Source organism: Pseudomonas sp. Choline-02u-1 (assembly GCF_002836515.1).
GTDB lineage: Bacteria > Pseudomonadota > Gammaproteobacteria > Pseudomonadales > Pseudomonadaceae > Aquipseudomonas.
Map to the genome: position 1 here is coordinate 165,267 of NZ_PJBC01000003.1, position 26,176 is coordinate 191,442.

The window sequence follows — 26,176 nt, forward strand, 5'->3', positions numbered from 1 at the left end:
GCTCAGCGATTGCCGGTTGGTGGTAGCTCCTCTCCATCGGAAAAGTCCGAATCCACAAAGTCGTCAAGTTCGTGCATGAAGGGGGTGCCCGGTAGTCGCGCCCTGATATTGTGCTCGCCCAGCGCCGTGTTGTAGCTGTCCAGGCGCTGCTGACTTTCCGGGGTCAACGGATTTGCGCTGAAATCGTACTCGGTCATCATGAGGTCGGGACGGGAAGGAAATCCTGCAGGCAATCGCTTGATTCTGTTGTTCGACAGGTCTGCCTTTCTCAACCGGGTGAGCCTGAACAAGCCCGCAGGCGATCTGGTCAGGCCGGTGCTGCGCAGGTTCAGCACCTGAAGTTCGGGAAAATGCATCATATCCGGGACTGACCAGAGTCGGTTGTTATGACTCAGATCCAAAGCGCCGAGGTTTTTCAGGGCTGCGAACGCTTCTGCGGTTTGCGGCGTAATGATGAGTTCGCAGCCTGACAGATTCAGGCTCGAGAGTGATTCAAGGCGAAAGATTGCCGGCGGAACTCGGCGTAACGGGTAATCCCGCATATCCAGCACCCTTAGCCGGGGAAACAACCCCAACACAGCGTCCACTGGCCGGGGCGTGTCTGCCGTGCTGGTCAGCCGCAGCTGGTCGATATAGTCGAAGCGCCCGTTCATTGGCGGCAGTTCGCCGGTGAAGGACAAGTCGCAAACGAAGTTGCCGTCCAGGGCATTGACCGGGTAGTGGCGCAAGCGTTGTTCCAGATTGTCCTTGAAGCGCCGGCGCTGCGTGACTTGCCCGCGTTGTGGCTCATTGTCCGGCACACCGTGGGTAAGCGGATCTTCGGGCGCCGTATTCACCCAGGTTTCAAGCGTGTTAAGCAGCGTGCTGAGCTCGGTTTGCCGACGCAGCAACTCGGTGCGACCGTCAGTCAAGGTCCCGGGCAGGCGGTAAATCAGGTTATTGGCATCGAAACCGCTCAATCGGGGATACAGTGTTTGGGCCAGATCAATGTCGGTCTGTTCGACCCAGACGCCAAAATTGTCGCCTTTCACCAGATAGCATGCCTTGATCTGTTCGCGCGAAGTCGCCGACAGCGGATTCGAGCCCACATCCACCCCACGGTTGGCATACGCCGCCAGTGGCTCGGGCAATGCGATGATGTTGTTGTCGCTCAGCAGCGCCGTTTGCAGGTGCGGGAGTTGGTCCAGCCCGGCGGGTACACGATCTATCCCTGTGCGGATGAGGTCGATGAATGTCAGATTCACCAGCCTTGAGGTATCGGGCGTCTGGCCCAGCGGATTATTGAAAAGATCCAGCGACGTCAGGCGGCTCAGTGTCGACAAGGTGGCTTGTCCAGCCGCATCGAGGGTGATGTTGCACCGGCTCATCATCAGCGTTTCGAGCGACGGCATGCGTGCCAGGGCTTGCGGGATTCGGCCCAGTGCAAAACCAGGCAATTCCAGGCCTTCCAGCCCGGTGAAGCATTCGAGAAAGCCATCGGGAACAGTCAAGTGTGGATTGCCTTGAATTTCCAGGTGGGTTATCTGGCTGAAGTCCGCGGTCAGCTTCGGCAGCTCACCGGCAAACGCGGCGTTGGCTTTGAAAATCTCCACGCGCAGATCCGGCACATCGATGCGACTGCCGCGCCAGAGTCCTTCGAGTTTTTCCTTGAACTGTGACCGTGCATCAAGCTGTGCGGCTCGCTGCTCGGCATTCCACAGTTGACCTGACGTCGGATCGTGACTCGGTACGCGCTCTTGCCACGCCGCGAGGTCGCTGAGCAGTCGAGTCATTTCGGCTTCCCAGCTCATCAGTTGCGCCGTACCTGCCTGCAACGTACCGGGAAGGCGATAGATCATGTCGCTGGCCATGTAGTCGGTCAGGTGCGGGAACACTCTGCGTGCCATCGCTACATCGTTCGCGGCGGGCATGATTCCGAAGTTGCGATTATGTTGGGCATAGTAGGTCTTGATGCGCTCACGAGCCGCCACAGACAGCGGATTGCTGACCAGACGCACGCCTTCTGCACGATTGGGATCAAGGCTGAAGAACGCATCCGGCAACTGGGTGATGCGGTTGTCGTTGAGGTGCACCGTCTGCAGAACCGGGTGTTCTACCATGCCGTCGGGCACGGCCGTCAGACCGCTATTGAGCAGAAAGACATCCTGCAATGCTGGCAAGGTCTGTAGATCGGGAGCCACGGTCAACGGGTTATGACTCAGATCCAGACGCGTAAGCGAGCGCAGAGACTTGAGCACATCGACTCCCGCTGACGTGCCGGTTATGCCGCAGCTGTTCAGGCGTAGCTTCTTGAGGTTGCGCAGGCTGCCGACGAAGGCGGGTATTTCATTGAGCGCGAAATCCTTCATTTGCAACGTCTGGAGTTCGGGAAACAACGTCACGAACGTCCCGATGCCATCGATCGCTGCGTTGCCGGTCAGCTTCAGGCTGGAGACATGACTGAAGTCGACGGTCAGGCGAGGCAACTGACCAACGAACTGCAGGTCTGCGGTAAAGGACAGGCTGCGCTGGCCGGTCTCGCTGGAGGTCTGCCGCCAGAATGTTTCCAGGTCTTGCTTGAACGCCGATCGTGCCGAGCGCTGTCGCGCGCGCTCGTTGTCGGTAAACACACGGCCTGTGGCCGGGTTTGTGGCCGGAGTTTGCGATACCCAGCGGTCGAGATCGAGCTGCATCTGCGCCAGCTCCGCTTGCCAGCGCAGCAGTTGCGCGCGGCCGGCGGCCAGGTTCCCCGGCAGATCGTAGAGCAGGTCGCTGGCCTCCTGCTGGTCCAGCTCCGGGAACAATTGCCTGGCCAGGTCGACGTCCTGATCCGCAGCCCTTACGTCAAAATCCTGCTGATGAGTGCGGAAGTAGGTTTTGATTTTTTCCCGTGTCGCGGTCGAGAGCGGGTTGTCGGAAAAATACAGGCCGTCACTGCGTTCTGCTGGCAGATCGAATATCGCGTCGGGCAGGTGCGTCAGGCGATTGCCTGTCAATACCGCGGTTCGCAGCTCGGGATGGCTGGCCAGTCCTTGCGGAGCAACGGAGAGGTCGCTGTACGACAGGTCGAGGAATGTGAGCGCAGGAAACAGGTTCAGATCGGGGAAAGTCCCCAGTGGATTGCCACTCAGATTCAGCGTCTGCAGCGTATTGAGTGAAACCAGTTCTGCCTGGTATTCGGGCGTCATGACCAAGCCGCAATTTTTCAGCTTCAGGTCGGTCAACTGGAGCAAATTCCTCCCGGGAAGGGAGCCGGTAGTCAGATCAAAGCCATTGAGGCTGAGCGAGACCAGGTTCGGGAAGGAATCCACAAAGGGCAAGCTTGCCGAAATATTGGCATTGCCGGTCAGCTTGAGTCGCAAGACATGCTCGAAGTTGGCGCTGAGAACCGGCATGTCACCGCTGAACTCAGCCGTCGCTTCAAATTCGCCACTACGGGTGAATTGATCCCGGCTGCGCCAGAAGCGCTCCAGTTGCTGCGCGAAGGCGCGCCGGGCATTGAGTTCACGCGTCTGTTCAGCGTGAGGCAGACGTTCACCCGTCTCGGGGTGAGACTTGGCCGCCTGATTGATCCATTGGCTGAGTTCCAGGTTCAACTGTTTGACTTCGGTTTCCCAGAGGGTCAATTGCGCGCGGCCCTCAGCCAGGGTTCCGGGCAAGCGGTACAGCATGGCGGTGGCCTGCTCCTCGTCCAGAGCCGGGAACAATCTGATGGTGCGCTGCAGGTCTGCACGCTCCGGGCGGATGCCGAAATGCCTGCCGGTAGAGCCATGGAAGCGTTTCACGCGTTCGCGTGCGGCGGGCGTCAGCGGATTGTCGGCGAAGGTGAAACCATCACTCAGCGAGGGCGGCAAGCCGAAGAACGGCTCGGGCACGGCGGTCATGCGATTGCCGTCGAACTGGCCGGAAATAAGTCGCGGATGATTGAGCAGGTCGTCCGGCAGGCTGTGGATGCCGGTGTTGGACAAGTTGACGTAGCGCAGCGAAGGCATCGTGTGCAGATCGGGCGGTAAACCCAAGGCGTTGCCCTGCAGGTCGAGAATCGTCAGCTGTGGCATGGATGCCAACACCGATTGCGTGGTGGTCGTCAGGCTGAGTCCGCATTTGCGCATTCGCAGCTCGCGCAGCGATGACAGTGAGGTCAGTACCTGTGGCAGCGCCGGCAATTTCAGGTTGCGTGCATCAAGCATCTGCAATTGTGGAAAGTGCTGAAGAAAACCTTCCAGAGAGCCCGGCGTGGCGGTGCCATCCAGAGCCAGCGCGGTGATATGGCTGAGGTCGGCCGACAGCGTCGGCAAGTCGCCGATGATCGGATGTACAAGCCGCAGGGCGTGCCCGGTGGCCATGCCGTATTGATTGATCGCGGTCGGGTATTCGCGGCGCCAGCCCTTGAGGATTTCTTCTCTGAGCAAACGGCGGTTCTGGATTTCGGCGCGCTTTTGCAGCGCAGTCAGCGCCGCGCCGGTATCGGGATGTCTGGCGGGCGGGTCGTTGGCCCAGATGTGCAGATCGTTTTGCAATTGCAGGTAATCGTTTTGCAGTCGCTGAATCTCCACGTGCGGGCCGGATGGACTGGCACGCAGGTTTTCCGCCAGAACGCGGACTTGCTGTTCGGTCATCCTCGGATAAAGCGCGCGGATATCCTGCTCGTGAGAGCGCGCAGGGTTGTTCAGGCTTTCAACGCGATCGATCCGAGGATAACCGTCGACGCCCAACAGCCTTAACGTGTCCAGAACGGGTGGCTGAATGGGCGTTTCGTGCAATACCGCTCGCAACGCTTCGCGCTCCAGCGTGCGTTCGCGGACGGCGGCCTTCAGCGTCTGGCCCTGGCCAATGCCGATGTTGAGGCTGGCGCGCTCACTGTCGGGCAAGGCGTACAGCAAGCTGGAGTAGAAATCGCTGAGCGAGTGCAGCGCCTGGCCGCGATCATCGAAGGCTTGATAGCGATGATCATCGCTCCTTACCAGGACCTTTTTTTCGGCGGCATCTTCGCGGCCAATGCTATCGAGGACCGGCCCTTCGTAGCGCCCGTCGCGGATTTCGATCTGTACATCGCCGCGCCAGCCCGGCAGCCGTTCGAGGCTGTGCAGCGCCAGCGAGTCGGAGTCGGGATTATTCACTGAGCCAAGTTCAAGCCCTTCATAGGCACGGGACACGCGCACTTCCTGGCTGGCCAGTTGCATCAAGTCCTGCTGGCGCGGTGGCAGTTGCCCCTCGTTAATTTGCACAAGTTCGTTGCCAGTGGCGGTTTCGAGCAGTTCGCGGGTGACGCTCGCGGGCAGGTCGGGATTGTGAACCTTGAGTTGTTGCGCCAGCGGATCGTCGATGTGCTGCAACGCTTGATAGCGAGATTCGAACAGCGCATTTCGGTGGGTCTTCGCGAGGCCGACCAATTGCTTGCGCAGGGTCTGGGTGCGGATCTCAAGTGGTGGCCTGGCGGTGAAGGGTTCGGCGAGCAGCGCCTTGATTTGCGTGTCGTCGAGAATGGAAAGCAGCGTCTTGAGCAGGTCGCCGCCGATCAACTGGTCCTGGCGCAGCTCGGTCAAGGGCAGGCTTGCGTCTGCGCTCGACTGCCAGAGCAGCTCACCGTTGCGATCGATCAGGCGCAGGCGCTGGTTGCTCGGCCAGCGGCCCCGCTCGCTGAGCAATTGCAATTGCGTAACCTGATCGGCGCGCAAAAAATCTTCATCGACATCGCTGTCTAGCTGATCGATAAAGCGCTGCAACTGCTGATCAATCTTGAAACGCTGGATGCTGTCGGCCAGTAGCGGTGGGATTTTCTCCTGATTGACGTGCATCTTGCGCACCGCGTCTTCGCTGCTGCCGCTCACCTGAAGAAGGGTTTCGCGCTCGGCCGGGGTAAAGGTTTCTACCGCAGGGCCGATGCGCCGCAGTGCGGTTTCGCCGTCCCACTCCATCGGTTGTTCGAGCTCGGTGTGCCAGGCGCCGTTGCCGTTGTGCCGCACCACCGGCCGGTACGCATCGGGACGGGTCGGGTGTTCGATACGGTACTGGCCGGGCACCTCATGTTCCTTGACCGAGAAGTGCGCTTCTTCGAGGGGTAACAGCTGCTTGTCCTGATGCAGATGCAGGCCCCGTTCATTGGGTTGTGAATCCGCGGGTGGCCTGGCGGGATGTTGATAGCGCTCCAAATCGGGCTCCCAGTAGCGGGTTGCGCCGTTGGCCAGTTTCACCGGTTTGAAGCGGTCGATAAACGCCACCACGTCCCTGGGCAAGACATTGCGAAACTCGGCCGATGCGATCGCCCCGCCCACGGCAAACATGCCCAGCTGAATCATCGATTCAACGGTGCCCATCAAATGCCCGAACGCTTCGGTGTTACGGCCCTGGCCCCATTCGACGATGCCCTCGAACACTTCGTCGAGCATCTGATAAGCCATGTACGCCATCATCGCTTCGCCCAGCACTGGCACAAACGGCGCGACGATCAGCGCGGCGGTCTGGGCAATGGTGGAAATGATCTCGACCACTGAATCCCAGAATGCCCAGCGCGCCTTTTGATCGACGACGGCCGTGGGCACGGCAATGCTTCGCGCGTCGTTGAACACCTTGTTCAGTTTTGCCTGATGCAGGTGCTGCCAGATGTCGTCATGGAAGGGCACCAGCGCCGTCTGCAGATCGGGCCGCTCCACCGGCGCTTCGCGCCACGCCGGCAGGGAACTGCCGGGTTCGTGCGGGTGCCACTTGATTTCGCTGAGGCGGCTGTTGAGGGTGCTGAAGAAGAACCCGCGTTGCTCGTGACTGACGAAACGGCTGAAGAAACGCTGATAGTCCTTTGAGCGCAGCTGGCGCGTCAGTTCAACGATCATCTCCAGTGGCGAGGTGTATTCCTTGAACGGATGTTCGGGGTCATCCGGGACATACGCAACGACCCGCGCATTGTTTTGTGAGAGGTACAGGTCCGGGGCGAACACGACGATGCCGGTCAGCGGCGCGCAAAGCATGCTCACGTCATGACAGAGCAAGGGCGCGCCGTTTACATAGAGGCCTTTCATGCCATCGAGCAAGGCCTCGACCAGGCGCACAGCACTCTCCGAGACATCGCGGTTCATTCGCGCCCACTGCAGGGCCGCTTTCATAGCGGTTTTCTCGCTGGCGTCGAGTTTGTTGCGCAACACCGTGGCGACCATCGGATCCGAATAACCGAGGTTGTCTTCCAGGCTGGCTTTGTATTTCGCGCCGATGTCCAGCCGCCGGCACAGCTGGGTGAAGGCGGGGATGCTCAATCGGGCTTTGATCGCGGGCAGGGTTTCGAATTGCCCGGTCAGCGTCGGCGCCGTGGTGAATGTCGATTCAGCTTCGAACGCGTTGTCTTGGGTTTCCCGATCTTCGAAGTTATGCAGCGCCGCCTCCAGCAGTGAAACGCTCCAGACCCGTGCGCCGGTCTTGATCGGGAACAGCGGGGTGGTCGCCGGGATGTACAGGCGCACGAAGGTGTTTCTGACATCCAGGTCCAGATCGAAAGAGCTTTTCAGCTCGGCCTTGAGCAAGGGCTCGGCGAAGGCGGCGGCGTCCTGCAGATGTTCCAGACTTTTATCGACCTGGCTCTGTGCATCGATATGCGCGCCAGCGAGGGTTTTCATCAGCGCGTGCTGTTCGGCGGGTGCCGACTTGAGCGCTCGGGGCAACAGCGGGACGCTGTTCTTCAGCGCTTCACGTCGGGTGACTGAGGTGTTGCCCAACCACTGAGGGATCGCCACTTTGAGCGGTTGATAATGTTCAGCCGCATGTTGCGCGTTGTTTGTGTCAGCAGCGGTGACGGATGGGTGTGCTTGCGACAAATGCATGGCCATTCCTTGGCGTCGGTAAGAACCCCCAGCAAACCAGCAGGACGCGCCCTTCGTGCGGTACATATTTATGCCTCTGGCGCGAGGCTGACTTGCTATCCTGCGCGGCCTGCCGCAAATCGGCCGCGCCCGGTAAACTGCGCCTTTGCGACGCTATATGTCGCATTGCCGTAAACCCGGGAAAATCCGGGGTTTGCGCTATAAGAAGTTGTCGCTTGGCGACAAGGCCGGGCACCAAACTGTCCTTACAATCCCCCCAATCGCTCGCCAGTTTCCGGCGAGTGTTCCTTTTCAGGAGACTCCGATGTCCGTTGAGCACGCTGCGGTACAACGCGCCGATTTCGACCAGGTAATGGTTCCCAACTACGCGCCTGCCGCTTTCATTCCGGTGCGTGGCGCCGGTTCCCGGGTCTGGGATCAGGCCGGCCGTGAGCTGATCGACTTCGCCGGCGGGATTGCCGTCAACGTATTGGGCCACGCGCATCCGGCGCTGGTCGGTGCGTTGACCGAACAGGCGAACAAGCTGTGGCACGTGTCCAACGTGTTCACCAACGAACCGGCGCTGCGCCTGGCGCACAAGCTGATCGACGCCACGTTTGCCGAGCGCGTGTTCTTCTGCAACTCCGGCGCCGAAGCCAACGAGGCCGCGTTCAAGCTGGCCCGTCGCGTCGCGTTCGACCGCTTCGGCAGCGAGAAATACGAAATCATCGCCGCGCTGAACAGCTTCCATGGCCGTACCCTGTTCACCGTCAACGTCGGTGGCCAGTCGAAGTACTCCGACGGTTTCGGCCCGAAAATCACCGGCATCACCCACGTTCCATATAACGATCTGGCGGCGCTGAAAGCGGCGGTGTCCGACAAGACCTGCGCGGTCGTGCTCGAGCCGATCCAGGGCGAGGGCGGCGTGCTGCCGGCCGAACTGGCTTACCTGCAAGGCGCCCGTGAATTGTGCGACGCGCACAACGCGCTGCTGGTGTTCGACGAAGTGCAGACCGGCATGGGCCGTAGCGGCAAGCTGTTCGCCTACCAGCATTACGGTGTGACCCCGGACATCCTCACCAGCGCCAAGAGCCTGGGCGGCGGTTTCCCGATCGCGGCGATGATGACCACCGAAGCGCTGGCCAAACATCTGGTCGTCGGCACCCACGGCACCACCTACGGCGGTAACCCGCTGGCCTGCGCCGTCGCCGAAGCGGTGATCGACGTGGTCAACACCCCTGAGGTGTTGAACGGCGTGAACGCCAAGCACGACAAGTTCAAGACCCGCCTGCAACAGATCGGCGAGAAATACGGCCTGTTCACTCAGGTACGCGGTCTCGGTCTACTGATCGGTTGCGTGCTGAGCGATGCCTGGAAAGGCAAGGCCAAGGACATCTTCAACGCCGCCGAACAGGAAGGCCTGATGATTCTCCAGGCTGGCCCGGACGTGATCCGTTTCGCCCCGAGCCTGGTGGTTGAAGACGCCGATATCGATGCCGGTCTGGACCGCTTCGAACGTGCCGCGGCGAAGTTGACGCAAGCCTGATGAACCTTTCGGCGCCTGGAGATTTCAGGCGTCGATCAAATTTGCAAAGCCGGGCTGGATCAAATGTGAGAGCGGGCTTGCTCGCGAAAGCGGTGGGTCAGACAGCGAAAATGTCGACTGATACAACGCTTTCGCGAGCAAGCCCGCTCCCACACTGAGCGCTGTTCAAACAGTCAGAGCCCGGTTTTTTTCTGTGATTTTTATGAGAGAAAGGAGTGACACCATGCTGGTGATGCGCCCCGCGCAAATGGCTGATCTGGGCGAGGTACAGCGTCTGGCTGCGGACAGCCCGATTGGTGTCACTTCCTTGCCGGATGACGTGGAACGTCTGAGCGACAAGATCGCCGCGAGCGAAGCGTCGTTCGCCGCCGAAGTGAGCTTCAACGGTGAAGAAAGCTATTTCTTCGTCCTCGAAGATTCCGCCACCGGCAAACTGGTCGGCTGCTCGGCCATCGTCGCTTCCGCCGGTTACTCTGAGCCGTTCTACAGCTTCCGTAACGAGACCTTCGTTCACGCTTCCCGCGAGCTGAAGATCCACAACAAGATCCACGTGCTTTCGCAGTGCCACGACCTGACCGGCAACAGCCTGCTGACCAGCTTCTACGTGCAGCGCGAGCTGGTCGGATCGCCCTGGGCCGAGCTCAATTCCCGTGGTCGCCTGCTGTTCGTGGCCAGCCACCCGGAGCGTTTCGCCGATTCGGTGGTGACCGAGATCGTCGGTTACAGCGATGAAAACGGTGACTCGCCGTTCTGGGATGCGATCGGGCGCAACTTCTTCGACCTCAACTACGCCGAAGCCGAGCGCCTGTGCGGGCTGAAAAGCCGCACCTTTCTCGCCGAGCTGATGCCGCATTACCCGATCTATGTGCCGCTGCTGCCCGACTCCGCGCAAGAAGCGATGGGCCAGGTGCACCCACGGGCGCAGATCACCTTCGACATCCTGATGCGCGAAGGCTTCGAGACCGATCACTACATCGACATCTTCGACGGCGGCCCGACCCTGCATGCACGCGTGTCGGGGATCCGTTCGATCGCCCAGAGCCGCGTGGTGCCGGTGAAGATCGGTGAGCCGGTCAAAGGCGCCGGGCGTCAGTATCTGGTGGCCAACGCGCAGTTGCAGGATTACCGCGCGGTGTTGCTCGAGCTGGATTACGCGCCGGGCAAACCGGTGACGCTGGATCTGGAAGCGGCCGAAGCCTTGGGCGTCGGTGAAGGTGCCAGCGTGCGCCTGGTGGCGGTTTAACGCCTTAGCGAGTTTCACGGGTGGCGCGAGCGACCCGTTTGAGGAGATAGCATGATTGTTCGTCCCGTACGCAGCAGCGATTTATCCGCGCTGATCGACCTGGCCCGCAGCACCGGCACCGGCCTCACCACCTTGCCGGCCAACGAAGAACGTCTGGCCCATCGGGTCGGCTGGGCCGAGAAGACTTTTCGCGGCGAAGCCGGGCGTGGCGATGCGGACTACCTGTTCGTGCTCGAAGACGACGACGGCCGTGTGGTGGGGATTTCCGCCATCGCTGGCGCGGTCGGTCTGCGTGAGCCGTGGTACAACTTCCGCGTCGGCCTGACCGTTAGCGCCTCGCAAGAGCTGAATATCTACCGCGAAATTCCCACGCTGTTTCTGGCCAACGACCTGACCGGCAACTCGGAGCTGTGCTCGCTGTTCCTGCACGCCGATTACCGCAACGGTCTCAACGGCCGGATGCTGTCCAAGGCGCGCATGCTGTTCATCGCCGAGTTTCCGGAGCTGTTCGGTAACAAGATCATCGCCGAGATGCGTGGCGTGTCCGATGACGCCGGGCGCTCGCCGTTCTGGGAAAGCCTCGGCCGGCATTTCTTCAAGATGGAATTCAGCCAGGCCGATTACCTGACCGGCGTCGGCAACAAGGCGTTCATCGCCGAACTGATGCCGAAATTCCCGCTGTACACCTGCTTCCTTTCGCCGGATGCGCGCAATGTCATCGGCCAGGTTCACCCGGACACCGAGCCGGCACTGGCGATGCTCAAGAGCGAAGGTTTCAGTTATCAGGGTTACGTCGATATCTTCGACGCCGGCCCGGCCATCGAATGCGAAACCGGCAAGATCCGCGCGGTGCGTGACAGCGAAGCCCTCGTGCTGGCGGTCGGCACGCCGGGCGATGACGCCACGCCGTTCATCATCCACAACCGCAAGCGCGAAGATTGCCGCATCACCGCGGCGCCTGCGCGTCTGGCCGCCGGCACGCTGGTGGTCGATCCGCAGACCGCCAAACGTCTTCAACTCAGCGCCGGCGATCAGGTTCGCGCCGTGGCGCTGTCCGCTGCACGGGAGTCGAAATAATGAATTCGCTATACATCGCAGGTGAGTGGCTGGCCGGTCAGGGCGAAGCCTTCCAATCGCTGAACCCGGTGACCCAGCAAGTGCTGTGGGCGGGGGAGGGCGCTACTGCTGCGCAGGTCGAATCGGCGGTGCAGGCTGCTCGCCAGGCATTTCCTGAATGGGCACGTCGTACCCTCGATGAGCGTATCAGCGTGCTCGAAGCCTTTGCGGCGGCGCTGAAAAATCATGCTGACGAACTGGCCCGCACCATCGGCGAGGAAACCGGCAAGCCGCTGTGGGAAGCCTCGACCGAAGTCACCAGCATGGTCAACAAGATTGCCATCTCGGTACAAAGCTATCGCGAGCGGACCGGCGAGAAGAGCGGCCCGCTGGGCGACGCCACCGCCGTATTGCGCCACAAGCCGCACGGCGTGGTCGCGGTGTTTGGCCCTTACAACTTCCCCGGTCACCTGCCCAACGGTCATATCGTTCCGGCGTTGCTGGCCGGTAACACCGTGCTGTTCAAACCCAGCGAGCTGACGCCGAAAGTCGCCGAGCTGACGGTCAAGTGCTGGATCGAAGCCGGCCTGCCGGCGGGCGTGCTGAACCTGCTGCAAGGCGCACGGGAAACCGGCATCGCCCTGGCATCGAACCCGGGGATCGACGGTCTGTTCTTCACCGGTTCGAGCCGCACCGGCAACCATCTGCACCAGCAATTCGCCGGTCGTCCGGACAAGATTCTTGCGCTGGAGATGGGCGGCAACAACCCGCTGGTGGTCGATCAGGTCGCTGATCTGGACGCGGCGGTGTACACGATCATTCAGTCGGCGTTCATTTCCGCCGGCCAGCGCTGCACCTGCGCCCGCCGTCTGCTGGTGCCGCAAGGCGCGTGGGGCGACAGCCTGCTCAAGCGTCTGGTGGAAGTCAGCGCGACCATCGAAGTCGGCGCGTTCGATCAACAACCTGCCCCGTTCATGGGCTCGGTGGTTTCCCTTGGCGCGGCAAAAGCGCTGATGGATGCACAGGAACATCTGCTGACCAACGGCGCAGTGTCGCTGCTGGAAATGACTCAGCCACAGGCCCAGTCGGCGCTGCTGACTCCGGGCATTGTCGATGTGACGGCGGTGGCCGAGCGTCCGGACGAAGAACTGTTCGGGCCGCTGCTGCAAGTGATCCGCTACACCGATTTCGCTGCGGCGATCACTGAGGCCAACAACACCGCTTATGGGCTGGCCGCCGGTTTGCTCTCGGATTCCGAAGCGCGTTATCAGCAGTTCTGGCTGGAAAGCCGCGCCGGCATCGTCAACTGGAACAAGCAGCTGACCGGCGCCGCGAGCAGCGCGCCGTTCGGCGGCGTCGGCGCCTCGGGCAACCACCGCGCCAGCGCCTACTACGCAGCGGATTATTGCGCGTACCCGGTGGCGTCGCTGGAAACTCCGAGCCTGGTGTTGCCTGCCGCCCTGACACCCGGCGTGAAAATGGCGTGATGCCCATTCGCGAGCAGGTCGAATCGTCGCACCTCGGTCGCAAAGAATAGTTACTGAAGCCTATAACAACAGATTCTCGTGGAGCCTCGCTGATGAAATCCTATGAAGTCAATTTTGACGGTCTAGTGGGGCCGACCCATAACTACGGCGGTCTGTCCTACGGCAACGTCGCCTCGCAGAGCAACAGTCAGCAATCCTCCAACCCGAAGGAAGCGGCGCTGCAAGGTCTGGCAAAGATGAAAGCGCTGATGGACATGGGCTTTCAGCAAGGCGTGCTGGCTCCGCAGGAACGTCCCGACGTGGCCGCGCTGCGCCGTCTGGGCTTCAGCGGCACGGACGCGCAAGTGATCGAGCGCGCCGCCAAAGAGGCGATGCCGCTGCTGGTCGCCAGTTGCTCGGCGTCGAGCATGTGGGTAGCCAACGCCGCCACGGTCAGCCCGAGTGCCGACACCGCTGACGGCCGCGTGCATTTCACTGCTGCCAACCTCAACTGCAAATACCACCGCAGCATCGAACACCCGACCACCAGCCGCGTGCTCGGCGCGATGTTCGCCAATCAACAGCACTTCGCCCATCACGCGGCATTGCCGGCAGTGGCGCAGTTCGGCGACGAAGGCGCGGCCAACCACACACGTTTCTGCCGTGAGTATGGCGAGGCGGGCGTCGAGTTTTTCGTGTTCGGCCGCAGCGCATTCGACAATCGTTTCCCGGCGCCGCAGAAATACCCGGCGCGCCAGACCCTCGAAGCCTCGCAAGCCGTGGCCCGCCTGCACGGTCTGCGTGAAGACGGCGTTGTCTATGCCCAGCAGAATCCCAATGTGATCGATCAGGGCGTGTTTCATAACGACGTGATCGCCGTGGGCAACGGTGAAGTGCTGTTCTATCACGAGGACGCGTTCCTTGAGACCGACAAGATGCTCGCCGAACTGCAAGGCAAACTGGCCAAGGTCGGCGGCCACTTCCAGTCCGTTTGCGTGCCGCGTTCGGCGGTCAGCGTCGACGACGCGGTGCGTTCCTACCTGTTCAACAGCCAGTTGCTGTCGCGTGCCGATGGCTCGATGCTGCTGATCGTGCCGCAGGAATGCCAGGCCAACGAGCGTGTCTGGGCTTATCTGCAAAGCCTGACCAGTTCCGGCGCAATGATCCGCGAAGTGAAGGTCTTCGACCTCAAGCAAAGCATGCAGAATGGCGGCGGTCCGGCGTGCCTGCGTCTGCGCGTGGCGCTGAATGAAACCGAACTGGCGGCCGTCAATCCAGGGGTTATCATGACGGCTCCGTTGTACGGTTCGTTGACCGCATGGGTTGAAAAGCACTACCGCGACCGTCTGAGCGAAACCGATCTGGCGGATCCGCAGTTGCTGCTTGAATGCCGGACGGCACTGGATGAACTGACGCAAATCCTTAAACTGGGCGCGGTTTATCCCTTCCAGATCAATTGATCGCCGGCGCGCTGCCTGAATGTGGCGCGCGGCGTGTCACCCCAAGAGAGTAAAAACATGAGCGATTCCCTGCAGCTGATCCTTGAAGACACCGACGGCACGCAATTGCAAACCTCGTGCACCCGCGTTGCGGTCATTTGGCAAGGCAAGGAGCTGTGGATCCAGCAGGACGGCCGTGGCCAGTTGCTGATCGGCGTGGACGTCGAGGAAGGTGACGAAGAGTACGCCAACCTGCTGCTGCGCCCATTGGCGACTAATCTGGTAAGTCTGCAACTGGAAATGGAACCGGCTGACCTCGGCGCTGACGAGGATCACGTACACGGCCCGGATTGCAACCACGACCATTAAGGAAACCGCTCTATGCTCGCCCTCGGCAAACTGCTTGAACTGACCCTCGCCGGCCGCGAACCGGCGGAGAAGACTCAACTGACTGTCGAAGGCGTGCGCATGCGCTGGTTGAGCGAAGGGGCGCTGGAAGTCCGGCCCCCGCAAGCGCGCGACAATGGCCTGGACCTGCTGCTGTCGGCGGGCATCCATGGCAACGAAACCGCACCGATCGAGTTGCTCGATCGGCTGCTGCACGACATCGCTCGCGGCGACTTGAAGCCGCGCGCACGCATTCTGTTCCTGTTCGGTAATCCCGAGGCGATGCGCAAAGGCGAGCGCTTCATCGAGCAGGACGTCAACCGGCTGTTCAACGGCCGGCATGAACAAAGCAGTGGCAGCGAAGCGTTGCGCGCCTGTGAGCTGGAGCGTCTGGCGGCGACTTTCTTCAGCAAACCCGAGCGCCAGCGTTTGCACTACGACCTGCACACGGCGATTCGCGGTTCGAAGATCGAACAGTTCGCCTTGTACCCGTGGAAGGAGGGGCGCCAGCATTCCCGTCGTGAACTGGCGCGCCTGCGCGCCGCCGGCATGGAAGCGGTGCTGTTGCAGAACAAACCGTCGATCGTGTTCAGCGCGTACACCTACGACAAGCTCGATGCCGAGGCTTTCACCCTGGAACTGGGGAAGGCGCGACCGTTCGGGCAGAACGACGGCGTTAACGTTTCACTGCTGGAAACCCGTCTGAAGCAGATCATCGAAGGCACTGAGCCGGAGACGGAAGAGGGACTGGACGGCTTGCAGCTGTTCAGCGTGGCGCGGGAAATCATCAAGCACAGCGATGCGTTCCACCTGAACCTGCCGGCGGACATCGAAAACTTTTCCGAGCTCGAACCGGGTTATGTGCTGGCCGAAGACTTGGCCAATACCCGTTGGGTGATCGAAGAGCAGGGCGCACGAATCATCTTCCCCAACCCAAAAGTGAAGAACGGCCTGCGCGCCGGCATCCTGATCGTCCCGGCTACTGACGAAAACCTCGCCTGAGTTCATTACATCCCATGTGATCGTTCCCACGCTCCGCGTGGGAATGCAGCCCGGGACGCTCCGCGTCCCAACAGCGGACGCAGAGCGCCCATTGAGGCATTCCCACGCAGAGCGTGGGAACGATCATGTAAGAATCAGACCGCTACAGCCTGCGGCTCGGTGCGGCGCAATGCCCGAATCTTCTGCAACGTATCGGCGCAAGTCCGCGCCGCTTCCTGACCCTTGTGCACAAAGTGTTCGAAGAAAAATTTCTGATGCTCTTCACCCGAATGGAAGTGATGCGGGGTCAGCGACACCGAGAACACCGGCACTTCGGTTTCCAGTTGCACCTGCATCAGGCCACTGACCACCGATTGCGCAACGAACTCGTGACGGTAGATGCCGCCGTCGACCACCAGGGCGGCGGCAACGATGCCGGCGTAGCGGCCGGACTTGGCCAGCAGCTTGGCGTGCAGCGGCATTTCAAAGGCGCCGCCGACTTCAAAGAAATCGATGTCCGATTCCTGATAACCCTGCACCAGCATTTCGGCGATGAAGCCTTTACGGCTCTGGTCGACGATTTCCTTGTGCCAGCAGGCCTGGATGAACGCGACGCGCCCGCCCTGTGGGTGTTTGCTTTTGCTGTCGATAGCGGTGGGTTGCATGTTCTGACTCCTGTTTGTGTGAAAAACAGGGCGTTATGAATCGAAAGGGATGCAAGGGTACGAGCGCACGCACGAATGCACGCGGACGGCCCTTTGGCTTCAATCCCGTTCTCTCTTCATCCGGACTATGACCGTCGGCCCCGGAATCACACCGGGTCTGCTGACCTTGCCGACGCACCCGACTCAAGTCGTGTGCAGCGCCAAGCGCTCGCGGGCTATGCGCATTGCGCGCAATTACCGCCGGTGGGGAATTGCACCCCGCCCTGAGAACGTTTTCGCCGCCCATTCTCGGGCGGCGCAGCGTTTTTAACACAGATTTTGAGCGCTTGCATACTCAATGCCGGCCGACCGAAATACAGGATCTGTGGGAGCGGGCTTGCTCGCGAAAGCGATTTAACCGTCAACGCACATGTTGGCTGGCAGTCCGCCTTCGCGAGCAAGCCCGCTCCCACATGCATTGCACTTTCCTGAAGAGTAACGGGGCCTTTTCTCATTAAAGGCTTGAATAATCCGGCTCATGACCGCAGTAATTGACCTTCGTAAAGGGATTTCCCCCTGCTGACCAGAGGCCAGGTTCATGAGCGTTATCGATCTTCGCAGCGACACCGTCACCCAACCGACTCCCGCCATGCTCGATGCGATGACCGCAGCGGACACCGGGGACGATGTGTACGGCGAGGATCCGACGGTCAATCACCTTGAGGCCGAACTGGCCAAACGCCTGGGTTTTGCCGCCGCGCTGTTCGTGCCTACCGGAACCATGAGCAACCTGCTCGGCTTGATGGCGCATTGCGAGCGTGGCGACGAGTACATCGTCGGTCAGCAGGCGCACACCTATAAGTACGAAGGCGGTGGTGCGGCGGTGCTCGGTTCGATTCAGCCGCAGCCGCTGGAAGTGCAGGCTGACGGTTCGCTCGATCTGGAGCAGGTCGCGGCGGCGATCAAGCCTGACGACTTTCACTTCGCCCGCACGCGCCTGCTGGCGCTGGAAAACACCATGCAAGGCAAGGTGCTGCCGCTGGAGTATCTGGCCCGGGCGCGACGCTTCACTCAGCAGCACGGCCTGCAATTGCACCTGGACGGCGCGCGCCTATATAACGCGGCGGTCAGACTCGGCGTTGATGCGCGGGAAATTACTCAGCATTTCGATTCGGTGTCGGTGTGCCTGTCCAAAGGTCTTGGCGCGCCGGTGGGCTCGGTGCTGTGCGGTTCCGAGCAACTGATCGGCAAAGCGCGGCGTTTGCGCAAAATGGTTGGCGGCGGCATGCGTCAGGCCGGGTTGCTGGCCGCGGCTGGCCTGTACGCGCTGGATCATCATGTTGAACGGCTGGCGGATGACCATGCCAACGCCCATTTGCTCGCCGAGGGTTTGCGTGAGGCCGGTTTCGTCGTGGAACCGGTGCAAACCAACATGGTTTATGTGCAAATGGGCGACAAGGCAGAAGCGCTCAAGGCCTTTGCCGGCGAACGGGGGATCAAGCTCAGCGCCGCTGCGCGCTTGCGCATGGTCACGCACATGGACGTCAGCCGCGCGCAAATCGAGCAAGTGATCGCGACATTCGTCGAGTTTTCACGCCAGTGACCGCGTTAGCCGTCCAATTGACCGTTTCTATCGTATAAACACGCTGTACCCCGCGCGCAGGGCCGATATAATGCGGCCCTTTGCCGTCGCTTCGTCTCACGACGTTTCGAACAGGCCTTTGGCCGCAGCCTCCGTGGAAGAACCTAATGAAAAGCGCAGAAATCCGTGAAGCCTTCCTTCGCTTCTTCGAAGAGCAAGGCCACACCCGTGTAGCCTCCAGCTCTTTGATTCCGGGCAACGACCCAACCCTGCTGTTCACCAACGCGGGGATGAACCAGTTCAAGGACTGCTTCCTGGGCCAGGAAAAACGTGCGTACACCCGTGCCACCAGCAGCCAGAAATGCGTGCGCGCCGGCGGCAAGAACAGTGACCTGGAAAACGTCGGTTATACCGCCCGTCACCACACGTTCTTCGAAATGCTCGGTAACTTCAGCTTCGGCGATTATTTCAAGCACGACGCGATCACCTTCGCCTGGACCTTCCTCACCGGCGTGCTCAAGCTGCCAAAGGAAAAGCTCTGGGTCACCGTCTACGCCACCGACGACGAAGCGTATGACATCTGGACACAGAAAATCGGTGTGCCGGCCGAGCGCATGATTCGCATCGGCGACAACAAAGGCGCGCCGTACGCATCCGACAACTTCTGGACCATGGGCGACACCGGCCCGTGCGGCCCGTGCACCGAGATTTTCTACGATCACGGCGAGCACATCTGGGGCGGCCCGCCGGGTTCGCCGGAAGAAGATGGTGACCGTTACATCGAGATCTGGAATAACGTCTTCATGCAGTTCAACCGCACCGCCGATGGCGTGTTGCATCCGTTGCCAGCGCCGTCGGTGGACACCGGCATGGGCCTGGAGCGGATCAGTGCGGTGATGCAGCACGTCAATTCCAACTACGACATCGACCTGTTCAAGAACCTGCTGAAGGCTTCGGCCGAAGCGATCGGCTGCGAAAACGGCGATCAGTCGTCGCTCAAAGTCGTGTCCGACCACATTCGTTCCTGCGGTTTCCTGATCGCTGACGGCGTGCTGCCGTCCAACGAAGGTCGCGGTTACGTGCTGCGCCGGATCATCCGTCGCGCCTGCCGTCACGGCAACAAGCTCGGCGCCACCGGCAGTTTCTTCTACAAGATCGTCGCGGCGCTGGTTGCCGAGATGGGCGAAGCGTTCCCGGAACTGAAGAAGCAGCAGAGCAACATTGAGCGCGTGCTCAAGGCCGAAGAAGAGCAGTTCTCCAAGACTCTGGAGCACGGCCTGAAGATTCTCGAGCAGGATCTGGCCGAGCTCAAAGGCACAGTGGTGCCGGGCGACGTAGTGTTCAAACTCTACGACACCTACGGTTTCCCGATGGACCTGACCGCCGACATCGCCCGCGAACGCGGCCTGACCGTCGACGAAGCCGGCTTCGAACGCGAGATGGAAGCGCAGCGTGTCCGCGCGCGTTCGGCCAGCTCGTTCGGTCTGGACTACAACACCTTGGTCAAGGTTGACGTGGCCACCGAGTTCACCGGTTACGCCGCCACCAGCGGCTCGGCAAAAATCGTCGCGATCTATAAGGACGGTCAGTCGGTCGACGTATTGAGCGAAGGTCAGGAAGGCGTGATCGTGCTCAACCAGACGCCGTTCTACGCTGAGTCCGGTGGCCAGATCGGTGACTGCGGTTTCATTCAGGCCGGCAACAGCCGCTTCGACGTGCGTGACACCACCAAGACCGGCGGCGCATTCCTGCACCACGGTGTGCTGGCCTCGGGCAGCCTGACCATTGGCGCGCCAGTGGATACCCACGTCGACGCCGAAGTGCGTCACGCCACCGCGCTGAACCACTCGGCCACTCACTTGCTCCACGCTGCGTTGCGTCAGGTACTGGGCGAACACGTGCAGCAGAAGGGCTCGTTGGTCGACAGTCAGCGCCTGCGTTTCGACTTCAGCCACTTCGAAGCGATCAAGCCAGAACAGATCAAGCAGCTGGAAGACATTGTCAACGCCGAGATTCGCAAGAACTCCGCCGTTGAAACCGAAGAAACCGACATCGAAACCGCGAAGAACAAAGGCGCCATGGCGCTGTTCGGCGAGAAGTATGGCGACAGCGTGCGCGTGCTGAGCATGGGCGACTTCTCGGTCGAACTGTGCGGCGGTATCCACGCCAACCGTACCGGCGACATCGGCCTGCTGAAAATCATCAGCGAAGGTGGTGTGGCATCGGGCGTGCGTCGTATCGAGGCAGTCACCGGTGCTGCGGCGCTGGCCTACTTGAACGCGGCGGAAGAACAACTCAAGGAAGCGGCCAGCCTGGTCAAGGGCAGCCGCGACAACCTGATCGACAAGCTCTCGGCGGTACTGGAGCGCAACCGTCTGCTGGAGAAACAACTCGAGCAGTTACAAGCCAAGGCTGCCAGCGCTGCGGGCGACGATCTGTCGGCCTCGGCGGTGGACGTCAAGGATGTGAAGGTGTTGGCCGCCCGTCTGGATGGTCAGGACGGCAAGGCGCTGCTGGCGCTGGTCGATCAGCTGAAAAACAAACTCGGCCGCGCAGTGATCCTGCTCGGCGGTGTCCATGAGGAAAAGGTCGTACTGGTTGCAGGCGTGACCAAGGACCTGACTGGCCAACTCAAAGCCGGTGATTTGATGAAACAGGCCGCTGCGGCAGTGGGCGGGAAGGGCGGTGGTCGTCCAGACATGGCGCAGGGCGGCGGTGTCGACGCCGCTGCGCTGGATGGCGCACTGGCGCTGACCGTTCCATTCGTCGAGCAGGCTTTATAAGACGGCTCGCCGGGCACGCAGTCTAGTGGCGGGCCCGGCGACTGTTCGAAAGATTATTGGGCGCCCTTCATGGGCAGAGGCGGCTTTGAAATGGCTTTGATCGTACAGAAATTTGGAGGCACCTCGGTCGGCACTGTCGAGAGAATCGAGCAGGTCGCCGACAAGGTTAAGAAATTCCGCGATGCCGGCGATGACCTGGTGGTTGTGCTGTCTGCAATGAGCGGCGAAACCAACCGTCTGATCGATCTGGCCAAGCAAATCAGTGGCGAGGCGCAACCGGTTCCGCGCGAGCTGGACGTGATCGTTTCCACCGGTGAGCAGGTAACGATTGCCCTGTTGGCCATGGCGCTGATCAAGCGCGGTGTGCCGGCGGTGTCGTACACCGGTAATCAGGTGCGGATCCTGACCGACAGTGCGCACAACAAAGCGCGTATCTTGCAGATTGATGACCAGAAGATTCGCGGTGATCTGAAGGCAGGTCGCGTGGTGGTTGTCGCCGGTTTCCAGGGCGTCGACGAGCACGGCAATATCACCACCCTCGGGCGTGGCGGTTCCGACACTACCGGCGTGGCACTGGCAGCAGCCTTGAAGGCGGATGAGTGCCAGATCTACACCGACGTCGACGGTGTCTACACCACCGACCCGCGTGTGGTGCCGGTCGCTCAGCGCCTGGACAAGATCACCTTCGAAGAGATGCTGGAAATGGCCAGCCTCGGTTCCAAGGTGCTGCAGATCCGTGCGGTGGAATTCGCCGGCAAGTACAACGTTCCGCTGCGCGTACTGCACAGCTTCAAGGAGGGTCCGGGCACCCTCATTACTATTGATGAAGAGGAAACCATGGAACAGCCGATCATTTCCGGCATCGCTTTCAATCGCGATGAAGCCAAGCTGACCATCCGTGGCGTGCCAGACACCCCGGGTGTGGCGTTCAAGATTCTCGGCCCGATCAGCGCCGCGAACATCGAAGTCGACATGATCGTGCAGAACGTCGCGCACGATAACACCACCGACTTCACCTTCACCGTGCACCGCAACGACTACCAGGCCGCACAGACCGTGCTGGAAAACACTGCTCGCGAGATCGGTGCCCGCGAAGTCGTTGGCGACACCAAGATTGCCAAGGTCTCGATCGTCGGCGTCGGCATGCGTTCCCACGCAGGCGTGGCGAGCCGCATGTTCGAATCCCTGGCCAAGGAAAGCATCAACATCCAGATGATCTCGACCTCGGAAATCAAGGTTTCCGTAGTGATCGAAGAGAAGTACCTGGAACTGGCCGTGCGCGCGCTGCACACGGCTTTCGAACTGGATGCTCCGGCCCGTCAGGGCGAGTAATCCGATTCTGTAAAGGGCGCGGTCTTACCGCGCCCTTTATTTTTGAATGGCGTGAGCCCCGGAACTGTTCTTTTGCTCGCGCTGGTCAATACTCAGGCATGTAGGACTACGATCGCTGCGGTCGTAGGTCGGGTGCCTTTTTTTTGCAGACTGTTGTCCCTGAAATGAATGGCGTAAGGAGAAAGGTATGCTGATTTTGACTCGTCGGTGCGCGGAAAGCCTGATTATCGGTGACGGCGAAATCACCGTGACCGTGCTCGGCGTCAAAGGAAACCAGGTGCGTATCGGCGTCAACGCTCCGAAAGAGGTTGCGGTGCACCGTGAGGAAATTTACCTGCGTATAAAGAAAGAGAAGGACGAAGAACCAAGCCATTAATTTTTATCGATTTTTATGTTTGCAAACGGGGAAGAAGCTGGTTAATATACGCCCCGTGTTGCGGAGAGCTGGCCGAGTGGCCGAAGGCGCTCCCCTGCTAAGGGAGTACACCTCAAAAGGGTGTCGGGGGTTCGAATCCCCCGTTCTCCGCCATTATTTGCTTAGTACGTTGTAATCTGGCTTCTTCTGTAAGTTGTTGAAATTACTAGAAAAAGTGTTTGACATAGAGATTAGACGGCCTATAATGCGCGGCAACAAATGCACTCGTAGCTCAGCTGGATAGAGTACTCGGCTACGAACCGAGCGGTCACAGGTTCGAATCCTGTCGAGTGCACCATTTAAGAGTTATTTGCTGTAAGGTGAGTAACTCGGTTTCAGCCAGTTGTGGTCTGGTTTAAAAACACAAAATGCACTCGTAGCTCAGCTGGATAGAGTACTCGGCTACGAACCGAGCGGTCACAGGTTCGAATCCTGTCGAGTGCACCATATACCAAGAAGCCCGCGTTTAACGCGGGCTTTTTGCTGTCCGGGATTTGTCTTTTCCCTTCACGCAGCCTCTTTCATCAAAATCAATTTGAGCACTGCGGCCTCGCTTGAGGTCGTAACGATAGCTCGTGGTCGACGTGCGCGTGTTGATCTTGTCTGGCTTGCCCAGTGCGCTTTCGACGTCCCGCTGGCTCATGCCGGCAACGACGCGCCGGTTGATGATTGCCTCACGCCGCTGCCTGCTGTCGATCAGGTTTCCACATTTGTGTTCGGCACCGCCCACGATGCCCGGTTCGCGTCCACGGTCTTTCATGCCGGTCACAGTTTCGTGATCGAATTCCGGCATGATCGCGACCCAGCCTGGGGAGTAGGGGTGAACCTCCTGAATCGAGAGTTGCTCGCCAGTTGCGCAGCTCATCGACGTGAAGGTGATGCGGCCGTCAGAGGCTTGGCAACGATGAAGTGTAGCGGCGTTGGACGGCGTGGCGTGGAGCAGGGCGGTCAGTAGAAAAAACGCTGGTTTTACGGGCATTCGATGTCCTCCGTGACGATCTACGTCCAAGAGTAGTCGCTGCTTTTTGCATCGCTGGTGTGTTTTCTTTTCAAGATGAGTCGTCGCATTTGCACGGATCAGGAAGGCGCTCAGGTTTGTTTCGCAAGCGCTTGTTTCAGCCGTGATTTTTTCAACGTTTTAAACCGTCAGGCGTGTATCATTGCGCCCGTCAGCCCCGCCGGGGCTTATGGAAAACCTCCATGGACTTACCCAGTAGTTGTTCAGTAGCCCGTTTCACCAATCATGAATTGACTGATTGATACTTCCGGCGTGCCCCGCTGCTGGGAGTGGAGTTCGCCTATGTCCGAAATCGAAGTAAAGAAAACCCAGGAAAGCCTGCAGGATCGCCTGGCTCAGGTCGTTGAGCTGCTGCAGCGCCAGCGTGTCGTTGAAGACCTGACTCATCGCCAGGAAGGTCCGCACCACGACCGTGTGGAAAACCTGGTTCACCGGCAAAACCTCGTCGAGCTGCAACGCAAGCTCGATGATCTGCACTCCGCCGACGTAGCCTATATTCTTGAAGCCTTGCCGCTGGACGATCGTCTGACGCTCTGGCAACTGGTCAAGGCCGATCGCGACGGCGATATTCTTCTCGAAGTATCCGATTCTGTCCGTGAAACGCTGATCGCCGACATGGACGATCACGAGCTCCTGGCTGCGGCCAAGGACATGGATGCTGACGAGCTCGCTGACCTTGCCTCCGAACTGCCGCGAGACGTCGTCCATGAACTCATGGAGAGTCTGGATAACCAGCAACGCGAACGCGTGCGTTCGGCTCTGTCCTACGACGAGGATCAGGTCGGTGCGCTGATGGACTTCGAGATGGTGACCATCCGTGAGGATGTCAGCCTGGAAGTGGTTCTGCGTTATCTGCGTCGCCTCAAAGAACTTCCCGGTCATACCGACAAATTGTTCGTTGTCGATTACGACGGCGTACTCAAAGGCGTACTGCCGATCAAGCGTCTGCTGGTCAACGATCCGGAGAAGCAGGTCGCCGAGGTGATGGCCAGCGATCCGGTCAGTTTCCACCCGGACGAAGACGCCTACGACGCCGCTCAGGCATTCGAGCGTTACGACTTGATCTCCGCGCCGGTGGTCGACAAGAACGGCAAGCTGATCGGCCGTCTGACCATCGACGAAATGGTCGACCTGATCCGTGAGGAAAGCGAAAGCGAAGTCCTCAACATGGCCGGTTTGCGTGAAGAAGAAGATATTTTCGCTTCAGTGTGGAAATCCCTGCGCAACCGTTGGGCCTGGCTGGCGGTGAACCTGATCACTGCATTTGTTGCTTCGCGGGTGATCGGTCTGTTCGAAGGCTCGATCGAGAAATTGGTGGCATTGGCAGCATTGATGCCGATCGTCGCGGGTATCGGTGGCAACTCCGGTAACCAGACTATCACCATGATCGTCCGTGCCATGGCGCTGGATCAGGTCAGCACCGGCAATACGTCACGATTGATGCGCAAAGAGCTGGCGGTGGGATTGATCAACGGTCTGGTTTGGGGCGGGGTGATCGGTGTGGTCGCGTACATGCTCTACGGCAGTTGGTCGCTCGGCGTGGTGATGACGGCGGCGATGACGCTCAATCTGTTGCTGGCGGCGTTGATGGGCGTGTTGATCCCGATGACGCTGGCGAAGATGGGTCGCGATCCGGCGATGGGTGCCAGCGTGATGATCACAGCGATGACAGACAGCGGTGGCTTCTTCATCTTCCTCGGGTTGGCGACAATTTTCCTGCTTTAACCTCATGCAATCCAAAGGCCCGTCAAAGGACGGGCTTTTTTTGCGCCTGCGATATGTTGAAAACGAGGCAAAAAAAAGCCAGCAATCATGCTGGCTTCAATGTGTTCGGTATGACTCAGGACGCGTCTGCGGCCATCTCTGCGTCGTGAGCGATCAGCGACACCAGGGCGTTCTGCTGACGATGCGACAGCTGACGGAAGCGTTGCAACAGCTCGCGCTCGTGCAGCGACAGCTCCGGGCTGTCCAGGCGCATGCTCAGCTCTTCGCCCAGTGCGCCTTCCTGAATGAGACTCTGCTCAAGGCGCGCAATGATCTCGGAGTTCATGCTGCGATGATGATTGCGAGCCACCTCGGCAATGCGTTCACGCATTCCGTCTGGCAGACGTACGACAAACTTGTCAGCCGTACGGCTGGAATAAATTGCCTGTTTCAATGGGCGCATATATTTAACCGGTTAGTTCAGGGGAGCGGTTCTCGGGATTGGCCGCAGGATGTGTGGTAGGACAAGCATCCGGACCAATTGGTTCAACCTGAATTGTTAAGAGGCCGGCATCATGCCTCAAATTTGCCAGATCATTGGCGTCAATTCTGTGACAAATATTGAGCTGGATAAAGGCTTAATGCCAGCACCAGTTGTCAGAAATGCGGACTGGTTGGAAATCTTTCCCAGCCGTATCGCTGCCCGCTGTCGAATGCATATCCGTTAATGTCCGAAGACCTCGGAACGTGCATGCTATGCGGCTCGCTATTTTTGATCCCTATGCGTACAGAATAGTGGCAATTTGCCGATTTA

General features: G+C 60.0%; 16 protein-coding genes, 3 tRNA genes and 1 riboswitch. Of the genes, 15 read left to right on the forward strand and 4 right to left on the reverse strand.

Features of this window, described 5'->3' with window-relative positions; translation table 11 throughout:
• Nucleotides 1-2: 2 nt before the first annotated feature.
• Complete coding sequence (locus tag CXF97_RS02815; protein ID WP_101155922.1) at nucleotides 3-7,787, reverse strand: dermonecrotic toxin domain-containing protein; 7,785 nt, start codon at nucleotides 7,785-7,787, stop codon at nucleotides 3-5.
• Nucleotides 7,788-8,091: 304 nt separating this feature from the next.
• Here CXF97_RS02815 and CXF97_RS02820 point away from each other — a divergent pair, with 304 nt between their 5' ends.
• From CXF97_RS02820 to astE, 7 genes are all read left to right on the forward strand, one after another.
• On the forward strand, nucleotides 8,092-9,312 hold the full coding sequence (locus CXF97_RS02820) for an aspartate aminotransferase family protein (protein ID WP_101155924.1): 1,221 nt from the start codon (nucleotides 8,092-8,094) through the stop codon (nucleotides 9,310-9,312).
• A 223-nt stretch (nucleotides 9,313-9,535) separates the two neighbouring features.
• Entirely contained in the window at nucleotides 9,536-10,555 is a 1,020-nt protein-coding gene (aruF, locus tag CXF97_RS02825) for an arginine/ornithine succinyltransferase subunit alpha (RefSeq protein ID WP_059404897.1), read from the forward strand.
• A gap of 51 nt (nucleotides 10,556-10,606) precedes the next feature.
• Complete coding sequence (gene astA / locus CXF97_RS02830) at nucleotides 10,607-11,632, forward strand: arginine N-succinyltransferase (protein ID WP_101155926.1); 1,026 nt, start codon at nucleotides 10,607-10,609, stop codon at nucleotides 11,630-11,632.
• A complete protein-coding gene (gene astD / locus CXF97_RS02835) occupies nucleotides 11,629-13,098 on the forward strand; it encodes a succinylglutamate-semialdehyde dehydrogenase (protein ID WP_178081142.1) in 1,470 nt (489 codons plus the stop codon). Before astA ends, astD begins: the two co-directional genes overlap by 4 nt.
• A gap of 92 nt (nucleotides 13,099-13,190) precedes the next feature.
• Nucleotides 13,191-14,537 carry an N-succinylarginine dihydrolase gene (gene astB, locus CXF97_RS02840; RefSeq protein ID WP_101155930.1) on the forward strand — a complete coding sequence of 449 codons (1,347 nt, stop codon included), beginning with the start codon at nucleotides 13,191-13,193 and terminating at the stop codon, nucleotides 14,535-14,537.
• A 57-nt stretch (nucleotides 14,538-14,594) separates the two neighbouring features.
• Nucleotides 14,595-14,885 carry a topoisomerase II gene (locus CXF97_RS02845; RefSeq protein ID WP_101155932.1) on the forward strand — a complete coding sequence of 97 codons (291 nt, stop codon included), beginning with the start codon at nucleotides 14,595-14,597 and terminating at the stop codon, nucleotides 14,883-14,885.
• A gap of 12 nt (nucleotides 14,886-14,897) precedes the next feature.
• Nucleotides 14,898-15,905 carry a succinylglutamate desuccinylase gene (astE, locus tag CXF97_RS02850; RefSeq protein WP_101155934.1) on the forward strand — a complete coding sequence of 336 codons (1,008 nt, stop codon included), beginning with the start codon at nucleotides 14,898-14,900 and terminating at the stop codon, nucleotides 15,903-15,905.
• Nucleotides 15,906-16,039: 134 nt separating this feature from the next.
• Here astE and CXF97_RS02855 read toward each other — a convergent pair whose 3' ends face one another.
• On the reverse strand, nucleotides 16,040-16,549 hold the full coding sequence (locus CXF97_RS02855) for a 6,7-dimethyl-8-ribityllumazine synthase (RefSeq protein WP_101155936.1): 510 nt from the start codon (nucleotides 16,547-16,549) through the stop codon (nucleotides 16,040-16,042).
• Between the two features lie 103 nt (nucleotides 16,550-16,652).
• A riboswitch (FMN riboswitch) is annotated at nucleotides 16,653-16,824 on the reverse strand.
• Nucleotides 16,825-17,126: 302 nt separating this feature from the next.
• Between CXF97_RS02855 and ltaE the strand changes: the two genes are divergently transcribed.
• From ltaE to CXF97_RS02890, 7 genes are all read left to right on the forward strand, one after another.
• Complete coding sequence (gene ltaE, locus CXF97_RS02860) at nucleotides 17,127-18,131, forward strand: low-specificity L-threonine aldolase (RefSeq protein WP_101155938.1); 1,005 nt, start codon at nucleotides 17,127-17,129, stop codon at nucleotides 18,129-18,131.
• A 146-nt stretch (nucleotides 18,132-18,277) separates the two neighbouring features.
• Nucleotides 18,278-20,893, forward strand: coding sequence for an alanine--tRNA ligase (gene alaS / locus CXF97_RS02865; RefSeq protein WP_101155940.1), 2,616 nt, complete (start codon nucleotides 18,278-18,280; stop codon nucleotides 20,891-20,893).
• Between the two features lie 90 nt (nucleotides 20,894-20,983).
• Entirely contained in the window at nucleotides 20,984-22,225 is a 1,242-nt protein-coding gene (locus tag CXF97_RS02870) for an aspartate kinase (protein ID WP_016773595.1), read from the forward strand.
• A gap of 187 nt (nucleotides 22,226-22,412) precedes the next feature.
• On the forward strand, nucleotides 22,413-22,601 hold the full coding sequence (gene csrA / locus CXF97_RS02875) for a carbon storage regulator CsrA (protein WP_002554426.1): 189 nt from the start codon (nucleotides 22,413-22,415) through the stop codon (nucleotides 22,599-22,601).
• A 62-nt stretch (nucleotides 22,602-22,663) separates the two neighbouring features.
• Nucleotides 22,664-22,754 (forward strand) — tRNA-Ser (locus CXF97_RS02880).
• A 107-nt stretch (nucleotides 22,755-22,861) separates the two neighbouring features.
• Nucleotides 22,862-22,938, forward strand: a tRNA-Arg gene (locus tag CXF97_RS02885).
• Between the two features lie 72 nt (nucleotides 22,939-23,010).
• Nucleotides 23,011-23,087 (forward strand) — tRNA-Arg (locus CXF97_RS02890).
• A gap of 19 nt (nucleotides 23,088-23,106) precedes the next feature.
• Here CXF97_RS02890 and CXF97_RS02895 read toward each other — a convergent pair.
• Nucleotides 23,107-23,619: a cell envelope protein SmpA gene (locus tag CXF97_RS02895; RefSeq protein ID WP_101155942.1), complete on the reverse strand. Its 513-nt coding sequence runs from the start codon at nucleotides 23,617-23,619 to the stop codon at nucleotides 23,107-23,109.
• Nucleotides 23,620-23,940: 321 nt separating this feature from the next.
• Between CXF97_RS02895 and mgtE the strand changes: the two genes are divergently transcribed.
• Nucleotides 23,941-25,383 carry a magnesium transporter gene (gene mgtE, locus CXF97_RS02900; protein ID WP_016773597.1) on the forward strand — a complete coding sequence of 481 codons (1,443 nt, stop codon included), beginning with the start codon at nucleotides 23,941-23,943 and terminating at the stop codon, nucleotides 25,381-25,383.
• A gap of 115 nt (nucleotides 25,384-25,498) precedes the next feature.
• On the opposite strand, the gene CXF97_RS02905 is transcribed toward mgtE, so the two are convergent.
• Nucleotides 25,499-25,825, reverse strand: a complete 327-nt coding sequence (locus CXF97_RS02905) for an Arc family DNA-binding protein (protein ID WP_003178899.1) — start codon at nucleotides 25,823-25,825, stop codon at nucleotides 25,499-25,501.
• Nucleotides 25,826-26,176 lie beyond the last annotated feature (351 nt).

Coding starts and splice junctions, on each gene's coding strand:
- CXF97_RS02815 (WP_101155922.1), bottom strand. CDS start 7,787: ATGCATTTGTCGCAAGCACACCCATCCGTCACCGCTGCTGACACAAAC.
- CXF97_RS02820 (WP_101155924.1), top strand. CDS start 8,092: ATGTCCGTTGAGCACGCTGCGGTACAACGCGCCGATTTCGACCAGGTA.
- aruF (WP_059404897.1), top strand. CDS start 9,536: ATGCTGGTGATGCGCCCCGCGCAAATGGCTGATCTGGGCGAGGTACAG.
- astA (WP_101155926.1), top strand. CDS start 10,607: ATGATTGTTCGTCCCGTACGCAGCAGCGATTTATCCGCGCTGATCGAC.
- astB (WP_101155930.1), top strand. CDS start 13,191: ATGAAATCCTATGAAGTCAATTTTGACGGTCTAGTGGGGCCGACCCAT.
- CXF97_RS02845 (WP_101155932.1), top strand. CDS start 14,595: ATGAGCGATTCCCTGCAGCTGATCCTTGAAGACACCGACGGCACGCAA.
- astE (WP_101155934.1), top strand. CDS start 14,898: ATGCTCGCCCTCGGCAAACTGCTTGAACTGACCCTCGCCGGCCGCGAA.
- CXF97_RS02855 (WP_101155936.1), bottom strand. CDS start 16,549: ATGCAACCCACCGCTATCGACAGCAAAAGCAAACACCCACAGGGCGGG.
- ltaE (WP_101155938.1), top strand. CDS start 17,127: ATGAGCGTTATCGATCTTCGCAGCGACACCGTCACCCAACCGACTCCC.
- alaS (WP_101155940.1), top strand. CDS start 18,278: ATGAAAAGCGCAGAAATCCGTGAAGCCTTCCTTCGCTTCTTCGAAGAG.
- CXF97_RS02870 (WP_016773595.1), top strand. CDS start 20,984: ATGGCTTTGATCGTACAGAAATTTGGAGGCACCTCGGTCGGCACTGTC.
- csrA (WP_002554426.1), top strand. CDS start 22,413: ATGCTGATTTTGACTCGTCGGTGCGCGGAAAGCCTGATTATCGGTGAC.
- CXF97_RS02895 (WP_101155942.1), bottom strand. CDS start 23,619: ATGCCCGTAAAACCAGCGTTTTTTCTACTGACCGCCCTGCTCCACGCC.
- mgtE (WP_016773597.1), top strand. CDS start 23,941: ATGTCCGAAATCGAAGTAAAGAAAACCCAGGAAAGCCTGCAGGATCGC.
- CXF97_RS02905 (WP_003178899.1), bottom strand. CDS start 25,825: ATGCGCCCATTGAAACAGGCAATTTATTCCAGCCGTACGGCTGACAAG.